This window comes from Enterococcus thailandicus, from assembly GCF_001886265.1.
Lineage (GTDB): Bacteria > Bacillota > Bacilli > Lactobacillales > Enterococcaceae > Enterococcus_B > Enterococcus_B thailandicus.
This window is the reverse complement of sequence record NZ_JXLE01000001.1, coordinates 116,453-131,367: the sequence shown is the minus strand read 5'-3', so window position 1 is coordinate 131,367 and position 14,915 is coordinate 116,453. Positions and strand designations below refer to the sequence as shown.

General features: G+C 37.6%; 13 protein-coding genes and 2 pseudogenes. 3 read left to right on the top strand and 12 right to left on the bottom strand.

Translation table 11 applies throughout. The features are described from left to right. Positions 1-36: 36 nt before the first annotated feature. From RV17_RS00560 to sfsA, 3 genes are read right to left on the bottom strand one after another with little or no spacing between them, the layout of a single operon-like run. Complete coding sequence (locus tag RV17_RS00560) at positions 37-1,317, bottom strand: DEAD/DEAH box helicase (RefSeq protein ID WP_067480596.1); 1,281 nt, start codon at positions 1,315-1,317, stop codon at positions 37-39. Beyond that, entirely contained in the window at positions 1,317-2,330 is a 1,014-nt protein-coding gene (locus RV17_RS00555) for a Gfo/Idh/MocA family protein (protein ID WP_071868218.1), read from the bottom strand. Before RV17_RS00555 ends, RV17_RS00560 begins: the two co-directional genes overlap by 1 nt. A gap of 18 nt (positions 2,331-2,348) precedes the next feature. Then, a complete protein-coding gene (gene sfsA, locus RV17_RS00550) occupies positions 2,349-3,086 on the bottom strand; it encodes a DNA/RNA nuclease SfsA (RefSeq protein ID WP_071868217.1) in 738 nt (245 codons plus the stop codon). Positions 3,087-3,257: 171 nt separating this feature from the next. On the opposite strand from sfsA, the gene RV17_RS00545 reads away from it, so the two are divergent. From RV17_RS00545 to zwf, 3 genes are all read left to right on the top strand, one after another. Next, the gene (locus RV17_RS00545; protein WP_071868216.1) at positions 3,258-3,614 is read left to right on the top strand and encodes a DUF4828 domain-containing protein; all 357 of its coding nucleotides are present in this window, start codon (positions 3,258-3,260) and stop codon (positions 3,612-3,614) included. Between the two features lie 219 nt (positions 3,615-3,833). Beyond that, positions 3,834-4,481, top strand: a complete 648-nt coding sequence (efaR, locus tag RV17_RS00540) for a transcriptional regulator EfaR (protein ID WP_067480584.1) — start codon at positions 3,834-3,836, stop codon at positions 4,479-4,481. A 14-nt stretch (positions 4,482-4,495) separates the two neighbouring features. After that, positions 4,496-6,019, top strand: coding sequence for a glucose-6-phosphate dehydrogenase (gene zwf, locus RV17_RS00535; RefSeq protein WP_071868215.1), 1,524 nt, complete (start codon positions 4,496-4,498; stop codon positions 6,017-6,019). Between the two features lie 142 nt (positions 6,020-6,161). Here the strand turns inward: zwf and ileS are convergent, their stop codons facing one another. The 9 genes and pseudogenes from ileS to ftsA all read right to left on the bottom strand — a co-directional run bounded on the left by ileS (position 6,162) and on the right by ftsA (position 14,904). Next, entirely contained in the window at positions 6,162-8,954 is a 2,793-nt protein-coding gene (ileS, locus tag RV17_RS00530; protein WP_071868214.1) for an isoleucine--tRNA ligase, read from the bottom strand. 254 nt (positions 8,955-9,208) lie between these two features. Continuing rightward, positions 9,209-9,913, bottom strand: a complete 705-nt coding sequence (locus RV17_RS00525) for a DivIVA domain-containing protein (protein ID WP_067480576.1) — start codon at positions 9,911-9,913, stop codon at positions 9,209-9,211. 20 nt (positions 9,914-9,933) lie between these two features. Further along, a complete protein-coding gene (locus RV17_RS00520) occupies positions 9,934-10,716 on the bottom strand; it encodes a YlmH family RNA-binding protein (protein WP_067480574.1) in 783 nt (260 codons plus the stop codon). 18 nt (positions 10,717-10,734) lie between these two features. Beyond that, complete coding sequence (locus RV17_RS00515; RefSeq protein ID WP_082294048.1) at positions 10,735-11,004, bottom strand: YggT family protein; 270 nt, start codon at positions 11,002-11,004, stop codon at positions 10,735-10,737. A 14-nt stretch (positions 11,005-11,018) separates the two neighbouring features. After that, positions 11,019-11,393: pseudogene (locus RV17_RS13795) on the bottom strand (cell division protein SepF); the annotation flags it as partial. Between the two features lie 122 nt (positions 11,394-11,515). Then, a pseudogene (locus RV17_RS13790) lies at positions 11,516-11,612 on the bottom strand (cell division protein SepF); the annotation flags it as partial. Positions 11,613-11,625: 13 nt separating this feature from the next. Further along, positions 11,626-12,303, bottom strand: coding sequence for a YggS family pyridoxal phosphate-dependent enzyme (locus RV17_RS00505; RefSeq protein ID WP_067480565.1), 678 nt, complete (start codon positions 12,301-12,303; stop codon positions 11,626-11,628). A 17-nt stretch (positions 12,304-12,320) separates the two neighbouring features. Next, positions 12,321-13,559 (bottom strand): cell division protein FtsZ, encoded by a 1,239-nt coding sequence (ftsZ, locus tag RV17_RS00500; RefSeq protein WP_067480562.1) that lies wholly within the window; start codon positions 13,557-13,559, stop codon positions 12,321-12,323. 22 nt (positions 13,560-13,581) lie between these two features. After that, positions 13,582-14,904, bottom strand: coding sequence for a cell division protein FtsA (gene ftsA / locus RV17_RS00495; RefSeq protein ID WP_067480559.1), 1,323 nt, complete (start codon positions 14,902-14,904; stop codon positions 13,582-13,584). Positions 14,905-14,915: the final 11 nt, after the last annotated feature.

Sequence of the window (14,915 nt, the reverse complement as noted above, 5' to 3'; positions counted from 1 at the left end):
TGATGCCGTTTTCAACATAATAACACAAAAAGGCGCTTATTTGCGCCTTGCTCCTTTATTTTTTTGCTTTTTTGTTTTCTTCTTGTTCTTGTTTTTTTTGTTGATTTTTTCTGTTTCAGGAAGCATTTTTGTGTGTTTTGCTACTGTTGGATTCACCTTTTTTAGTGGACGTTCTGTTTTTTCTTCTTTTTCAGCAGGCTCATGATGCAACATCCCACCATACAAATAGATTTCGGTCATCGTGATGTTTGCTTCACGCGCGATTTTCTTCATATCTCTTAGCTGATTGTCTTGAACCAAAGTAATGACTGTACCAGCATTTCCCATTCGACCTGTACGACCTGAACGGTGAAGATATGTTTCGACATTGAAGGGAACTTCCGCGTTGATAACATAAGGTAGTTTAGCAATATCTAAGCCACGAGCAGCCACATCTGTTGTCAATAAGGCTGTTGTTTTACCTGCCTTGAAATAATCCAATGCTGCTTTTCTAAGTAGTTTATTTTGATCTGAAGCCAAACTTCCCACCGTTACACCACGGAATGTTAGTTTTTCTTCCATCAGACCCAATTCACTTAGCTGGTTAAAGAACACTAATCCTTGAAAACCAGCTACATGCATCAAACGACGCAAATAATCATCTTTTTTACGTGCGGGAACACGTAAAAAGTAATGTTGCAGTCCCTTTCTTGACTCGTCTTCTTTGGAAACATCTACCACTTGGAGCTGTTTCCCACTAATCTCTTCAAACATTTCCAACAAACGATCTGCCGTAGCAGAAAAGAAAGCTAATTGATAATCAACTGGTGCTTGATGCAAGATTTGTTTCACTAATTGAACACTACTTTCATCAAATAACTGATCTGCTTCATCAAATACCATTGTTTGGATTTGGTGTGCTTTCAGTTTCTTCCCCTTCATCAATTCTAAAACGCGCCCGGGTGTTCCTACCAAGATTTCTGGTTTTTTCTTCAGCCCTTCGACTTGTCGTTTCACATTGGCACCGCCAAGTAACGATTGAACTTTTAAATCAACTAAAGCTGCCCATGTGCGAGCAACTTCCGTTACTTGGATTGCCAGTTCCTGCGATGAAGTCAAAATCAGTAAACTGCTACCAGCTTGTGGTTGAACATTGAGTAGTAACGGCCAAAGATAGGCTAACGTTTTGCCAGAACCCGTTGGGGAGATTGCTACTAAGCTTTCTTTCTCACGTAATTTTTGAAAAACAGCTTGCTGAATCAAAGAAGGTTCTTCAAATCCTTGACTCGTCCATTTTTCTTGCCATTTTTCAGGAAATGTTTGTATAAATTCATTCATTAAATTTCTTCCTCATTATCTGCATCAAAAGTGATGCCTCCATTTTTTCTTAAATCGTAAACGACTTGGTTCACATTTCGTGCTAATTCGACCCATTCTTCATACAATAAGCCCCATGCACGATCTTCGCGATAATTGAGTACATTCGCAAAGTCTGCCGCTTCTTCCACCATTGGATTTTCTGCGACTTGGATTGCTAAATCCACGATTTCCTGTTGATTTCGATCATGGAACTCCGCCTTTTCAATCGCATTCACCCCATTTAAAACTAAGGTTCCTGAATCAAAATAAATTTCAGAAGGCATAAAGGAATCGCCAATTTTTCCGGGTTGAATTGCAACATCAAAGGAATCATAGCGTAAAATCCCCCAGCCAAGACCATCGACTCCAGTCGAAATTTTTCTTGAAAAATAGTGGACTTCTTTTGGCATACCAAACCAAGCAACTGCCGCATAAACTAAATAAACACCTAAATCCATCATTGCCCCACCAGAAAAATGAGGAGAGAAAATATTTGGTTCTTCACCATCTAGGACTTGGTCATACCGAGAAGAATACTTCATATAACTAAAGTTCGCACCAATGATTTCGTCTTTTGAAGGTAAGTGATCTGTAACTTTTTTAAAGCCTTTTTCATGAATATTACGAGCAGCTTCAAAGAAGTACACTTTTTGTTCATTCGCCAGATGAATGATTTCATCCATTTCTTTTGGTGTTGAGAATGCAGGTTTTTCAACGATTACATTTTTACCAGCTAAAATAGCTTGTTTTGCCTGTTCAAAATGAAGACTGTTTGGCGAAGCAATATAAACAGTATCCATATGGGCAATTCCAAAGAATGTTACTAAGTCTGTCGCAAACTCAATATCACCCGAGTATTTTTCGCCAAATGCTTGCGCTTTTTCCAATTTTCTTGAATAAACTGCTGTTAGTTCATATTTTTTTGTACTTAAAGCTGCTTCAACAAATTGATGTGTGATCCAATTTGTTCCAATAATACCTAAATGAATCATTTTCTCGTCCTCTTTTCTTTAATTATTTTCATTCACTGGATTTTTAAACGGTGCATCCAGATCAAAAGGAATTCTTTGCTTTAATCGTACACTATCCGCGTTCACCAAACAATTATACGTAAGAACTTGGACGCCTTCTGTTTGAGCTGCTCGAATAGCCAGTGCAAATTCTGGTTGCATCTCTTGATGAATCGTAGAGACTGTTAATTGTTCAAATTGAGCAATAAACAAAACATATGTCAAGTACCCTTCTTTGTGTGCGTCTACTAATTCTAAAATATGTTTCAGCCCTCGCGTCGTTGGCGCATCCGGAAATGCTCCGACAGCTAAATTTTCTAACGTCATTCCTTTGACTTCCACAAAAATTTTTTGATTCGTTGAAGTTTCCAAATAGATATCAAATTTTGAATGATGATACACAACTTCACGTTTCAAAAAAGTAATTTCCCCCATCAGCTCAGGCAACTGGATTTTCCCATTTAAAATTCCTTCAGCAGCTAACTGATTAGGCAATTGGCTATCAATGTTGAACCAAGCGTCTTTTTTCTTAACTGCAATTAAATCATAATCTGTTTTTCTTTTAGGACTTGGCGTGTAAGTCACTGCAACTTGCGCACCTGGAAGAAACACTTCTCTTCCGCGTCCTGTATTCTTGACATGAGCAGTGATGATCTCGCCATCTGTTTTTTGACAATAGGCAATAAAACGATTGGGTCGTTCAAGAAAAGAGACGACCTCGACTTGCTGATAATCCACTTGTTGTCACCTATCTTTCTATTTAGTATCCTATCATAATTTTACTAAAAACACTTGAAAAACCAGTCGAAAGTCTTAGAGAATTTTTATCCTTTTTTCGGTAGAATGAATGTAAGCATAAAAATGACTACGAACTTTCCCCGTTTAATTTAGTTAAGAAGGAGCGATTCGATGAAAAAAAGAATTTCGTATCTGATTGGCATGTCGTTATTGACCTTGCTCGGTGGGGTCGCTGTTCAAAAAAGGCAACAAAAAAAGCAACAAAAAGCAAGTGATGTTACAACTTATGTTCGCACCTGGTATTTTCAAGATCACCTTCAGCAAAAGCATCAACTAACTGTTCTTCCTGAATACACATTAGTTTTAGATCAGCAACCAATCCAAGCAACCTTAATCGAATTAAATGCTCAAAAATTTGTTGTTCGTGATCAATATGGTTACCATCTCGTATTGACGAACCAATCGCCGATGACATTTTATGATGAAGCTGAAGATATCTCATATGTTTTGAGCAAAAAAGAGCAATAATTTATTTCAATTTTCTTGTCACAAAAATAACCTAGAAAATCACTTCAAACAATTCAATTGATTCCGGTAAATAATCCAGCTGACCAATTTGTGTCAGCTGTTTTTGTTTGTGAAGAGCGAACAAAAATTCCTCATTTTTTCATTTAGAAAAATAGTCATTTTCATTTTTTTTTGTTACACTTACTATTGATGGTTTTTACCATGAAAGGATGATCGAACATGACACCAAATCGAGAGGATTACTTAAAAATCATTTTAGAGTTGGGTGGCGATACAACCAAAGTTAACAATAAACAAATCGTATCCAGCCTGGATGTCTCGCCGGCGTCCGTTAGTGAAATGATTTCAAAACTTGTGAAAGAGCAATTAGTTGAACATTCACCCTACCAAGGCGTACAATTAACGACCGCGGGACTTTATAAAGCTAGTAGCTTGATTCGCAAACATCGTTTATGGGAAGTTTTTTTAGTTGAACATTTAGATTATCGTTGGAATGAAGTACATGATGACGCTGAAGTCTTAGAACATGTTACGTCAGAACAACTTGCAGATCGTTTAGAAAACTATTTGAATCATCCTAAGCATTGCCCTCACGGCGGCATTATCCCACAAAAAGAACAAGTTGTTCATGAAGAGCGCCGCCAAACATTAGAATCTTATCCACTTGGCACACACATTCGGATTGCTCGCGTACTAGATGAAAAAGAACTACTCGACTACCTTGTAACCATTGATCTAAATATTGATGAAGAATATGAAATCATTGATATCGCCGCTTACGAAGGCCCGATTACGATAAAGAACGAAACCAAACAAATTTCCGTCAGCTTCAAGGCGGCTAGTACCATTTTTGTTGATAAACTATAAAGGAGAACATCTGCATGTCAAATGAAAAAAATGTTTTATTTACGATTTTTGGCGGTACAGGCGATTTAGCACAACGCAAGCTGTACCCTTCCTTATTCCGCCTTTATAAAAAGGGGAATTTAAATGAACACTTTGCAGTGATTGGTACCGCGCGCCGTCCTTGGTCAGATGAACACTACCGTGAAGTAGTCAAAGAGACGATTCAATCATTGAACCCAACTGCTGAAGAAGCTGAACGCTTTGCTGACCATTTCTACTATCAGTCACATGATGTAAATGATTCTACGCATTACCAAACCCTTAAAGAATTAGCGGACGAATTGGATGAGAAATACCAAATCAGCGGAAATCGCGTGTACTATTTAGCAATGGCACCACAATTTTTTGGAACGATCGTTACACATTTGAAATCAGAAAAAATCGTTACCGAGACTGGGTTCAATCGTTTGATTATCGAAAAACCATTTGGCGCAGATTATCAATCTGCTTTTGACTTGAACCAACAAATTCGACAGGTTTTTCCTGAACAGGATATTTTTCGAATCGACCACTATCTAGGAAAAGAAATGATTCAAAATATTTCAGCTATTCGCTTTGCTAACAATATCTTTGAATCACAATGGAACAACCGTTACATTGACAATATCCAAATCACATTTGGTGAAAGTCTTGGTGTCGAAGATCGTGGTGGATATTACGATCACAGTGGTGCACTAAAAGATATGGTGCAAAACCACATTCTACAAGTTGTCGCTTTATTAGCGATGGAACCTCCTGTTGCCTTTTCTGAAAAAGAAATTCGTACAGAAAAAATCAAAGCCTTAAAAGCTGTTCGGATTTATAACGAAGATGAGGTCAAAGAAAACTTTGTTCGTGGACAATATGCAGCTGGAGAATTGGATGGACAACGTTTCAAGGCTTATCGTGATGAAGATAAAGTAGATGAACATTCTGAAACAGAAACATTTGTCGCTGGAAAATTCACTATCGATAATTTTCGATGGTCCGGTGTTCCCTTTTATATCCGAACTGGTAAGCGTTTGACGGAAAAAGGAACCCGAATCAACGTGGTCTTCAAACAAGTGCCCGTCAATGTTTTTAAAACTTCTGTTGATGAAGCTTGCGAAGAAAAAAACCTTCCACCAAATGTTTTGACCATCTACATTCAACCAACAGAAGGTTTTTCTCTTTCATTTAATGGGAAAGAAGTTGGACAAGGGTTTGATACTGAACCAATCAAGTTAGCCTTTCGAAATAGTGCTGAAATGGTTGAAAATAGTCCTGAAGCTTACGAAAAATTACTTTTAGATTCCTTAAATGGTGATGGAACAAACTTTTCACATTGGGAAGAAGTTGCTCAATCTTGGCATATCGTTGACGTAATTCGTAAAACGTGGGATCAAATCCAGCCTGATTTTCCCAATTATAAAGCTGGTTCAATGGGGCCTGATGAAGCATTCGAACTTCTAGAAAAAGATGGTTTTGAATGGATCTGGCAACCCGACCATTGGTACCGTGAACGTGGAAAATTAAATTAACAACTCTTGTGACTCAAAGAAGCACGTTTCTTATCAACAACAGTTGATAAGAAACGTGCTTCTTTTTTGTCTAGTTAGTTTACATAAAAAAGAACTATCCAACTAAATAGATAGTTCTTTCTTTTGTTCTTTTGTTCTTTTCTTATTCGAATCCTTCTGCAACAGCTTCTGGATAGTTTTCTTCAACAATTTTGGCACAACGTCCGCATAAGTGTGGTAATTTTTCATCCACACCAACATCTTTACGGATTTGGCGACAACGATCACAAACTTCTCCGTCTGCTTTTTCAACTAAAATTGCTACATCTTCAAAATCAACTGCGTCAGCTGGAGCAACTTCTCCTGCAGAGGCAATTTCAAAATAGTCAGGAGAAATAATCAACAATTGTGGAATATCAGCATCCACTGCTGTCAATAATTCACGAACTTGTTCATTTGGATAAACCGTTACTTTTGCTTCTAAAGATTTACCAATCAATTTTGCGTTTCTTGCTTCTTCCAAAGCTTTCAACACTTTGTCACGGAAATCCATAAATGCTTCCCAAGTATCCATCAATTCAGCTTGATTTGAAAATTCTTCATAACCAGGCAATTCACTCAATTGTACATAGTCTTCTTCTTCTTTTAAGAATGACCAGATTTCTTCTGTTGTATGAGGAATGATTGGTGTTAATAATTTTGTTAATGCAACAGCAGTTTGGTAGAAGACAGTCTGCATACAACGACGTTGATAGTCATTTTCTGACTCGATATAAACAACGTCTTTGGCAAAATCTAAATAGAATGCAGATAAATCAACGGTTAAGAAATTCATCACTGTACGATAAATATGCATGAAATTATATTTTTCATAGCCTTCATCACGGATTTCTTTAATCACTTGGTTCAAACGAACGGTCATATACTTATCAACTGAACGTAATTCATTGTAAGAAACCGCATCTTGTTTTGGATCAAAGTCTTCCGTATTAGCAATCAAGAAACGCATTGTATTTCTGATTTTGCGGTATACTTCTGCTACTTGACCTAAGATATCCATTGAAACACGAACGTCTGCTTCATAATCAACACTTGACACCCATAAACGAAGAATATCTGCACCGAATTGTTTGATTACTTTATCAGGAACAATCGTATTCCCTAAAGATTTACTCATCTTGCGTCCTTCACCATCAAGTGTGAAACCTTGAGAAAGAACTGAGCGATAAGGCGCTACACCATTGATTGCTACACTCGTTGTAATACTTGAGTTGAACCAGCCACGATATTGGTCAGAACCTTCCAAATACATATCTGCTGGGAATGATAATTCTGGTCGTTGACGTAAAACAGCTTCATGTGAAGAACCAGAGTCGAACCAAACATCCATGATATCAGTTTCTTTAGTAAATTCGCCTTTTGGTGAGCCAGGATGTGTAAAGCCTTCTGGTAAAAGATCTTTCGCCTCTTTTTCAAACCAAATGATTGAGCCATGTTCTGCAAATAGTTTTGCCACGTGCTCGATTGTTTCTGGTGTAATGATTGCCTCACCATTTTCCGCATAGAAAATTGGTAATGGTACACCCCATGCACGTTGGCGAGAGATAACCCAGTCCCCACGATCACGAATCATGTTGTACAAACGAGTTTTCCCCCATGGGATAATCCAATCTACATTTTCAACTTCATCTAAAATGTTTTGGCGGAAGTCATCAATTGATGCAAACCATTGTGGTGTTGCACGATAGATAACTGGTTTTTTTGTACGCCAGTCATGTGGATAGCTATGTGTAAAGAATTCAATTTTCAATAACGCGCCTTTTTCTTCAAGCAACTCTGTAATCATTGGATTTGCTTTATCATAAAAAATGCCTTCAAAGCCTGGTGCTTCATCAGTAAACACACCTTTAGAATCTACTGGTGAAACAACTGGTAATTTATATTTATTCCCAGCAATGTAGTCATCTTCCCCGTGTCCAGGAGCAGTGTGAACTAAACCAGTTCCTGCTTCTAATGTTACATGGTCACCTAAAATAACTACAGATTCACGATCATAAAAAGGATGTTGTGCTGTCATGAGTTCCATCTCTTTACCAGAGATTTCCTTCAGTACAGTAACATTTTCCCAACCAATTTCAGCTTGAACTTTTTCTAATAAATCTTTTGCTACAACAAACTTGCCTCCGTCTGCTTCAACTAGAACATAAACAAAGTTTTCGTTTACAGCGATTCCTTGGTTTGCTGGCAAAGTCCATGGCGTTGTTGTCCAAATAACAAATGACGTATCTTCATCTAAGATTCCTTTGCCATCTTTCACTTTAAAAGCAACAAAGATTGATGGTGATTTTACATCTTTATATTCAATTTCAGCTTCGGCAAGAGAAGATTCACTTGATGGAGACCAGTAAATTGGTTTTAATCCTTTATAGATATAACCTTTTTCTGCCATTTTTCCAAACACACGAATTTGTGCCGCTTCGTACGATGGATCTAATGTTACATAAGGATGTGCCCAATCTCCAGCAACACCTAAGCGTTTAAAATCTTCACGTTGCTTATCAACTTGAGAAAGCGCATATTCACGACATTTTTCTAAATACTCAGTGATTGGCATTTCTTTACGTTTGATACCTTTGTTTGCTAATACTTGTTCGATTGGCAATCCATGTGTATCCCAGCCTGGAACGTAAGGTGCACGGAATCCAGACATTGATTTTGAGCGAATGATAATATCTTTACTAATTTTATTCAAAGAGTGACCTAAATGAATATTACCGTTCGCATAGGGAGGTCCATCATGTAGAATAAAACTTGGTTTGCCTTCATTTAATTCTTGTCTTTTTTGGTAGATGTCTACTTCTTCCCATTCTTTTTGCCATTCACCTTCACGGTTGGGCAAATTTCCACGCATAGGAAATTTTGTTTTTCCTAATTGTAATGTCTCTTTCATTTTCATAAAAGAACTTCACTCCTTTGATTTTTTCTAAACGCAAAAAAGGCACGTGCATCCCAAAGGGACGAACATGCCGTGGTACCACCCAAATTTAAGTTACAAAAAACGTAACTTCTTCGAGACCAATAACGAGGTCAGCCGTTACTTCTTACTTTTATTTCAGAAATAATTAAGGTAGAGGATCTTTCACTTTGTAGGGTCTTGCCAAACTCACACTATCATTGGCTCGCTAAAAGAATTCAAAGTGCTTTTCTGTTCTACTCGTTTTCGTCAGCAATAACAGAGAGATCAATTTCTCTCGTATCAAATGTTTGAACTGCTGGAGACTCTAACGTTTCTGATTCTGAGTTTACAACAGGATTATTTTCATTGTCAAGCTGTTTTGCCAAAACTTCTTTAATCACTTCGTGGCTATCATTCACATAACTTGAGAATGGTTGTAAAATTTCATCCCACTCAGGACTCTTCACTTGTTCTAGTTGTGATTCTAACATCAAGCTGATACGTTGGTGGAAGACACGTGTCCGTTTTTTCAAGTCTTCCGTTTCTGTTGCAAGTTGTTTTGCTTTTTCAGTCGCATCTGTTAAGATTTGACGTGCTTTTTCTTCCGCATCAGTTGTTAGTTGGTGTGCGCGTTTTTCAGCATTAGCAACTAATTCATCCGCTTTATTTTGAGCAGATGTCACAATAACTTCTGATTCTTTGCTTGCACTTGTTTTCACTTTATCTGCTGTATCTTGTGCAACAATAATTGATTGGTTCAATGCATCTTTTAATTCATTGAAGTACTCTAATTTTTCTTCAGAATGTTTAATTGCTTTTTCTAATTCACGATTTTTAGTTGTTGCTTCCTCATAGTCACGAACAACTAAATCTAAAAAATCATCTACTTCATCTTGATTATACCCACGCATTTTTGTTGGGAATGTTTTATTTTGAATATCTAATGGAGTTAAAGCCATGAATAAACCACCTCTTTGTTTTATTTGCGTAATACACCAAATAATACCCTATATTTTTCTTTTTTCGTTTTTCCCTCAAGTTCTTGAATCTGGATTCGCCCATATCCACGAATCGAAACAATATCTAATAATTCAAGAATAAAATCTGGTCGTGTGTTTTCCGTCCAGTTCACTTTCACTTTACCAGATTCAATCAATTGTTTCGACCTTTGCCTAGAAATATTATAGATTTCTGAAATGACGCTATCAAGGCGCATCGAAGTCACTGTTCCTCTTTCTTGTGTCCAACTATCTTTCGGCAATAACATTTCTGTATAAGCAATTGGTTCTAATCGAGCCGTTACTTTACCAATTTTCGTTATTTGAGCAACAACAAAGTGTTCAATCTCTCTTGCAACAAAGATTTGCCATCGTTCACCATCTGAGATAATATCTCCAAAATAAGCACGCTTAATGCCAGTACCTACCAATGTACCTAATATTTTTCCATGACTTAAGCTAGCAAATTTACTAGGATAGTGCACCTCATACAAGCTCACTTCAAAATCGTCTTCAGTAGGTTCGTAATACTCCGGATAAATCAAGCATCGTTTTCTCTCCGCTTGTTCATATCCACCATAAAACGTAAAACGCAGCTCACTGTCTTGGCGAATCAAAGTTTCCAAAATATAAGCTTGTCTTGGATCTAAGAAATCAGTTAAGTACGGTGCATATTGGCTTTGTACTTGCTCAATCCAATCGCCAACCGAATCAATAAATGTCCGTTCTTCCGTTCGAAAATGTTGGTAGATATTTTCATCCATACTACTCACCTCCTAAAACTATAAAAGTGAAACAATAATCATTGTTAATCCTTGGCTAGCTAGATTCAAAATAATAACTGCCACCATGATTGTAAGGTCGATTGGTCCAAAGCGTAAATTTAATCGATCAAACAAGCTAAGGTAAGGTTCACAGATTCTGGATAAAAATTTTCCAAAAGCTGATTGATACCCTCCAGGAAACCAGGACAACAATGCATAAATAACTAATAAAATAGTATATAGATAAACTGCATCATTAAGTAGATTAAGCAAACGATAAATTAAAATGGTCCTTCCTCCTCTTACAGATCAAAAATATTTGCATCTGCGAATGTTTGAGCAGTTGAACTATCAATTTCCATACCAGTTGGTGTACAAAGAAACATTTCATCGCCAACCCTTTTGATGTCTCCATCCAATGCGTAAACTGTTCCAGTTAAGAAATCAACAATGCGACGTGCTTGTTTTTCTTCCACTAAATGGAAGTTCACTAATGTCGCTTCACCAGCAATGATTTTTTTAGCAATCATCATTGCTTCTGAGTAGGCACGTGGTTCCATCACTGTGATTTTATTTGCCAAATTAGTTTTCGGTTCATAAGATTGACGAGCAGTCTTTTCTTCTTGTTTCACTGGTCGTGTTGGAGCTTGACGAAGCTCAATTACTTTCTTCTGCTCAACAGTCGGTTTTTCCTCACGTATCGCATAATGCGAAGTATTGGTAACTGTTTGAGTTGCCTCACGCGTTGGTTTATTAACTGTTGGTTTTACTGTTTTTTGTGTTTGTGACTGAGTCACCGTTTGTTTTTTTGTTTCAGGAAAATCTGGATATTCGTACTCTTCTTCATCGGCTAATCCGAAAAAATTAGCAATTGCTCCTCTATTTAAAAGTGGCATGACTCTTCCTCCCTTATTTGTCCTTGAATAGCGCTGTACCTACACGGATAAATGTTGCTCCTTCTTGTATCGCAATCGGAAAATCTTGACTCATTCCCATACTTAATTCTTCACACGGTGCATGAGCAAATCCTTGCTGATGGACAAGGTTACGTAAGTCTTCAAGTGTTCCAAATACTTTGTGGATTTGTTCAACAGAAGCATCTTTGGGGGCCATAGTCATCAAGCCAATTACCTTGATTTTTGAATAATCACCTAAAGATTCAACAAATGAAAGCAACTCATCTGGAGAAATTCCATGCTTGGATTCCTCACCTGATACATTTACTTCAATAAAGCAAGCCAATTCTTTCTCAGCCCTCTTTTGGATTTCTTCTGCTAATTTCAAACTATCCAGCGCATGAAAATAATCAATTTCATTTACAATCAATTTTACCTTCCTACGCTGTAAATTACCAATCAAATGCCATTTTATTTCAGGAAAATCAACTAAATCTTGCTTCTTCTGTAATAATTTGTCTACACGATTTTCTGCACAATGCAGAACACCCGCCTCAACAAGTTGTTTGGTCGTATCTGAATCAACTGATTTTGTTACAGCAACTAATTGAACTTCTTTCGGATTTCGATGAACAAGAGCACACGAATCCTGAATTTCTTGCTCAATTTCTTGCAAGTTGTCAGCAATCATGTGCTCTTTCCTCTCCTTTATCGCTTGCGACGGAAAAACGGTGGCGTATTTAATTCGTCATCGTCATTCGCTTTTGTTTCTTCGCGGCTGAATGTATCAAAATCTTTTTTTTCAACATTATCAAAGTTTGATTCTTCAACTTTAGGACGGACATTTTGTTCACGTCTGATATCCCAGTCACCAAAGCTGTTTTCATCTTCAGTTGAAGTTGGTTTTGCTTGGTCCATATCTAAGATTGGTTTTTGAGCTTGTGATTGCATTTGTTGTCTAGCTGGACGGCTAGACTTACGCTCCTTTTTTGACTCATCAATACCTGTTGCAATAACCGTTACGCGGATTTCATCGCCCAATTCTTCGTTAATTGATGTACCTAAGATAATGTTTACATCACCTGTAGCAGCATTGGCAACAATATCAGACGCATCTTGTGCTTCAAATAATGTCATGTCTAGCCCACCAGTAATGTTCAACAATACTTGTTCTGCTCCATCGATTGATGTTTCAAGAAGTGGAGAAGAAATAGCTTTCTTCGTTGCTTCAATGACACGTTCTTCACCGCTGGCAACACCAATTCCCATTAATGCAGTTCCTTGATTTTCCATCACAGTTTTAACGTCAGCAAAGTCAAGATTCACATAACCTGGTGCAGTGATTAGATCAGAAATTCCTTGAACACCTTGTCGTAAAACATTATCTGCTTCACGGAATGCTTCAAGCATTGGTGTCTTCTTATCAACAACTTCAAGTAAACGATTGTTTGAAATAATCAATAATGTATCGACATTTTCTTTCAATCGAGCAATACCTTCAGCAGCGAAACGTCCACGTTTAGGACCTTCAAAAGTAAATGGTCGTGTAACAACTCCCACTGTCAAAGCGCCTAATTCTTTTGCAATTCCTGCAACGATTGGTGCAGCACCGGTACCAGTACCTCCACCCATTCCAGCAGTGATAAAAATCATATCTGCGCCATCTAAAGCTTCACGCAATGATTGTTCACTTTCTTCAGCAGCTTTTTGGCCAACTTCTGGTTGAGAACCAGCACCAAGACCACGTGTATATTTAGGGCCTAATTGAATAACAGTTTCAGCCTTTGAATTTTTTAATGCTTGAACGTCTGTGTTGGCTGTGATGAATTCAACACCTTTAACGTTTTCTTCAATCATACGGTTTACAGCATTTCCACCGCCGCCACCGACACCGATGACTTTGATAACTGCGCCGTCATTGATATTATTATCAATTGAGAATTCCATGTTTTATTCCTCCCAGGATGAATTAATCAAAAATATTTGTAAAGAAACCTTTGATTTTACTTGTTACGTTTTCACCAGATTTTTTTTCTTCTGGTTCTTCATAAGTTACCTCTTCAGCTGATTCGTAAGAGTCATAAGAAGGTGCTTCATGTTCAGTAACTGATACATGCTGAATGGCTGTTTCGCCAGTAACTGCTGATTTAGCAAGTTGATATACTTCACTTAAGTTTGCTGAATAATCAACAATACTAATGACGTTTGTAAAGACTGGATTTCTTAGTCCCATATGGTTAGGAACATACAGTTTTACATTAACACCAAAAATTTCTTGTGCTAGTTCAACTACGCCTGGCAAGCTAGCCGCACCACCTGTTAATATGACACCACCAGGTAATTCCAACGCTTCGATTTGATCCAAAGCATCTTTTGCTTTATTAAAGATTTGTTCCATACGAGCTGAAATTACTTCTGATAGATAACGTTCATCAACCTTGACAGGTTCTGATTGTCCAATTACATCCACAGGAAATTCTTCGTTTTCTGATGTTCTTTCTGGATACGCATCACCATAATTAATTTTTAATGCCTCTGCGTTGTTGAATGAAGTATTCAAAACGATTGAGATATCTTTAGTGACAAATTCGCCACCTTCTTGATCTGTGTTTGTAAATTTCAATTGTTTGTCATGCATAACAGCCGTTGTAGTTTGGCCACCACCCATGTCAATAACAATCGTTCCAAAATCTTTTTCTCCGTCAGAAAGAATCGTTTCCGTTAAAGCTAACGGTGTAATTACTAATTCATTGACAATTAAGCCAGCTTTTTCGACGCACTTTCTGATATTGTGAACAATCGTTTTTGGTCCAGTAAATAATAGACCAAACATTTCTAAGCGCACACCGATCATTCCTCGAGGATCTCTAATCCCTTCAAAACCATCTACAGTAAAGTCTTGTGGCAAAATTGACACGATCTGACGTTCAGGAGGAATTGAACGAACAAGGGCAGCTGAAGCCACATTTCTGACATCTTCATCGGTGATTTCTTTTGAATCCCCATTTACTGCAATCATTCCTTGGCAATTTTCGACTTCAAGCATATTTGCAGGTAATCCCACACTGACACCCTTAATTTGAATGCCGGCTTTTTCTTCTGCTTGTCGTACTGCACGTTGAATTGCTTGAACTGTTTTATCAATATCAACGATAATGCCGCGGTTAATCCCTTCTGATTTTGCGTTTCCTACTCCAATAATATTCATTTGGCTGTCGATATATTCAGCCACGACAACTTTGACAGATGTCGTTCCAATATCAAGGCCTACATACATTCCTGTTTTTGCCATGAATGGGATTC

What these genes read in the sequence shown, in the direction of transcription:
- efaR (WP_067480584.1), top strand. Translation starts at nt 3,834, where the DNA reads ATGACACCAAATCGAGAGGATTACTTAAAAATCATTTTAGAGTTGGGT.
- RV17_RS00525 (WP_067480576.1), bottom strand. Translation starts at nt 9,913, where the DNA reads ATGGCTTTAACTCCATTAGATATTCAAAATAAAACATTCCCAACAAAA.
- RV17_RS00545 (WP_071868216.1), top strand. Translation starts at nt 3,258, where the DNA reads ATGAAAAAAAGAATTTCGTATCTGATTGGCATGTCGTTATTGACCTTG.
- ftsA (WP_067480559.1), bottom strand. Translation starts at nt 14,904, where the DNA reads ATGGCAAAAACAGGAATGTATGTAGGCCTTGATATTGGAACGACATCT.
- RV17_RS00505 (WP_067480565.1), bottom strand. Translation starts at nt 12,303, where the DNA reads ATGATTGCTGACAACTTGCAAGAAATTGAGCAAGAAATTCAGGATTCG.
- zwf (WP_071868215.1), top strand. Translation starts at nt 4,496, where the DNA reads ATGTCAAATGAAAAAAATGTTTTATTTACGATTTTTGGCGGTACAGGC.
- RV17_RS00555 (WP_071868218.1), bottom strand. Translation starts at nt 2,330, where the DNA reads ATGATTCATTTAGGTATTATTGGAACAAATTGGATCACACATCAATTT.
- ftsZ (WP_067480562.1), bottom strand. Translation starts at nt 13,559, where the DNA reads ATGGAATTCTCAATTGATAATAATATCAATGACGGCGCAGTTATCAAA.
- ileS (WP_071868214.1), bottom strand. Translation starts at nt 8,954, where the DNA reads ATGAAAATGAAAGAGACATTACAATTAGGAAAAACAAAATTTCCTATG.
- RV17_RS00520 (WP_067480574.1), bottom strand. Translation starts at nt 10,716, where the DNA reads ATGGATGAAAATATCTACCAACATTTTCGAACGGAAGAACGGACATTT.
- RV17_RS00560 (WP_067480596.1), bottom strand. Translation starts at nt 1,317, where the DNA reads ATGAATGAATTTATACAAACATTTCCTGAAAAATGGCAAGAAAAATGG.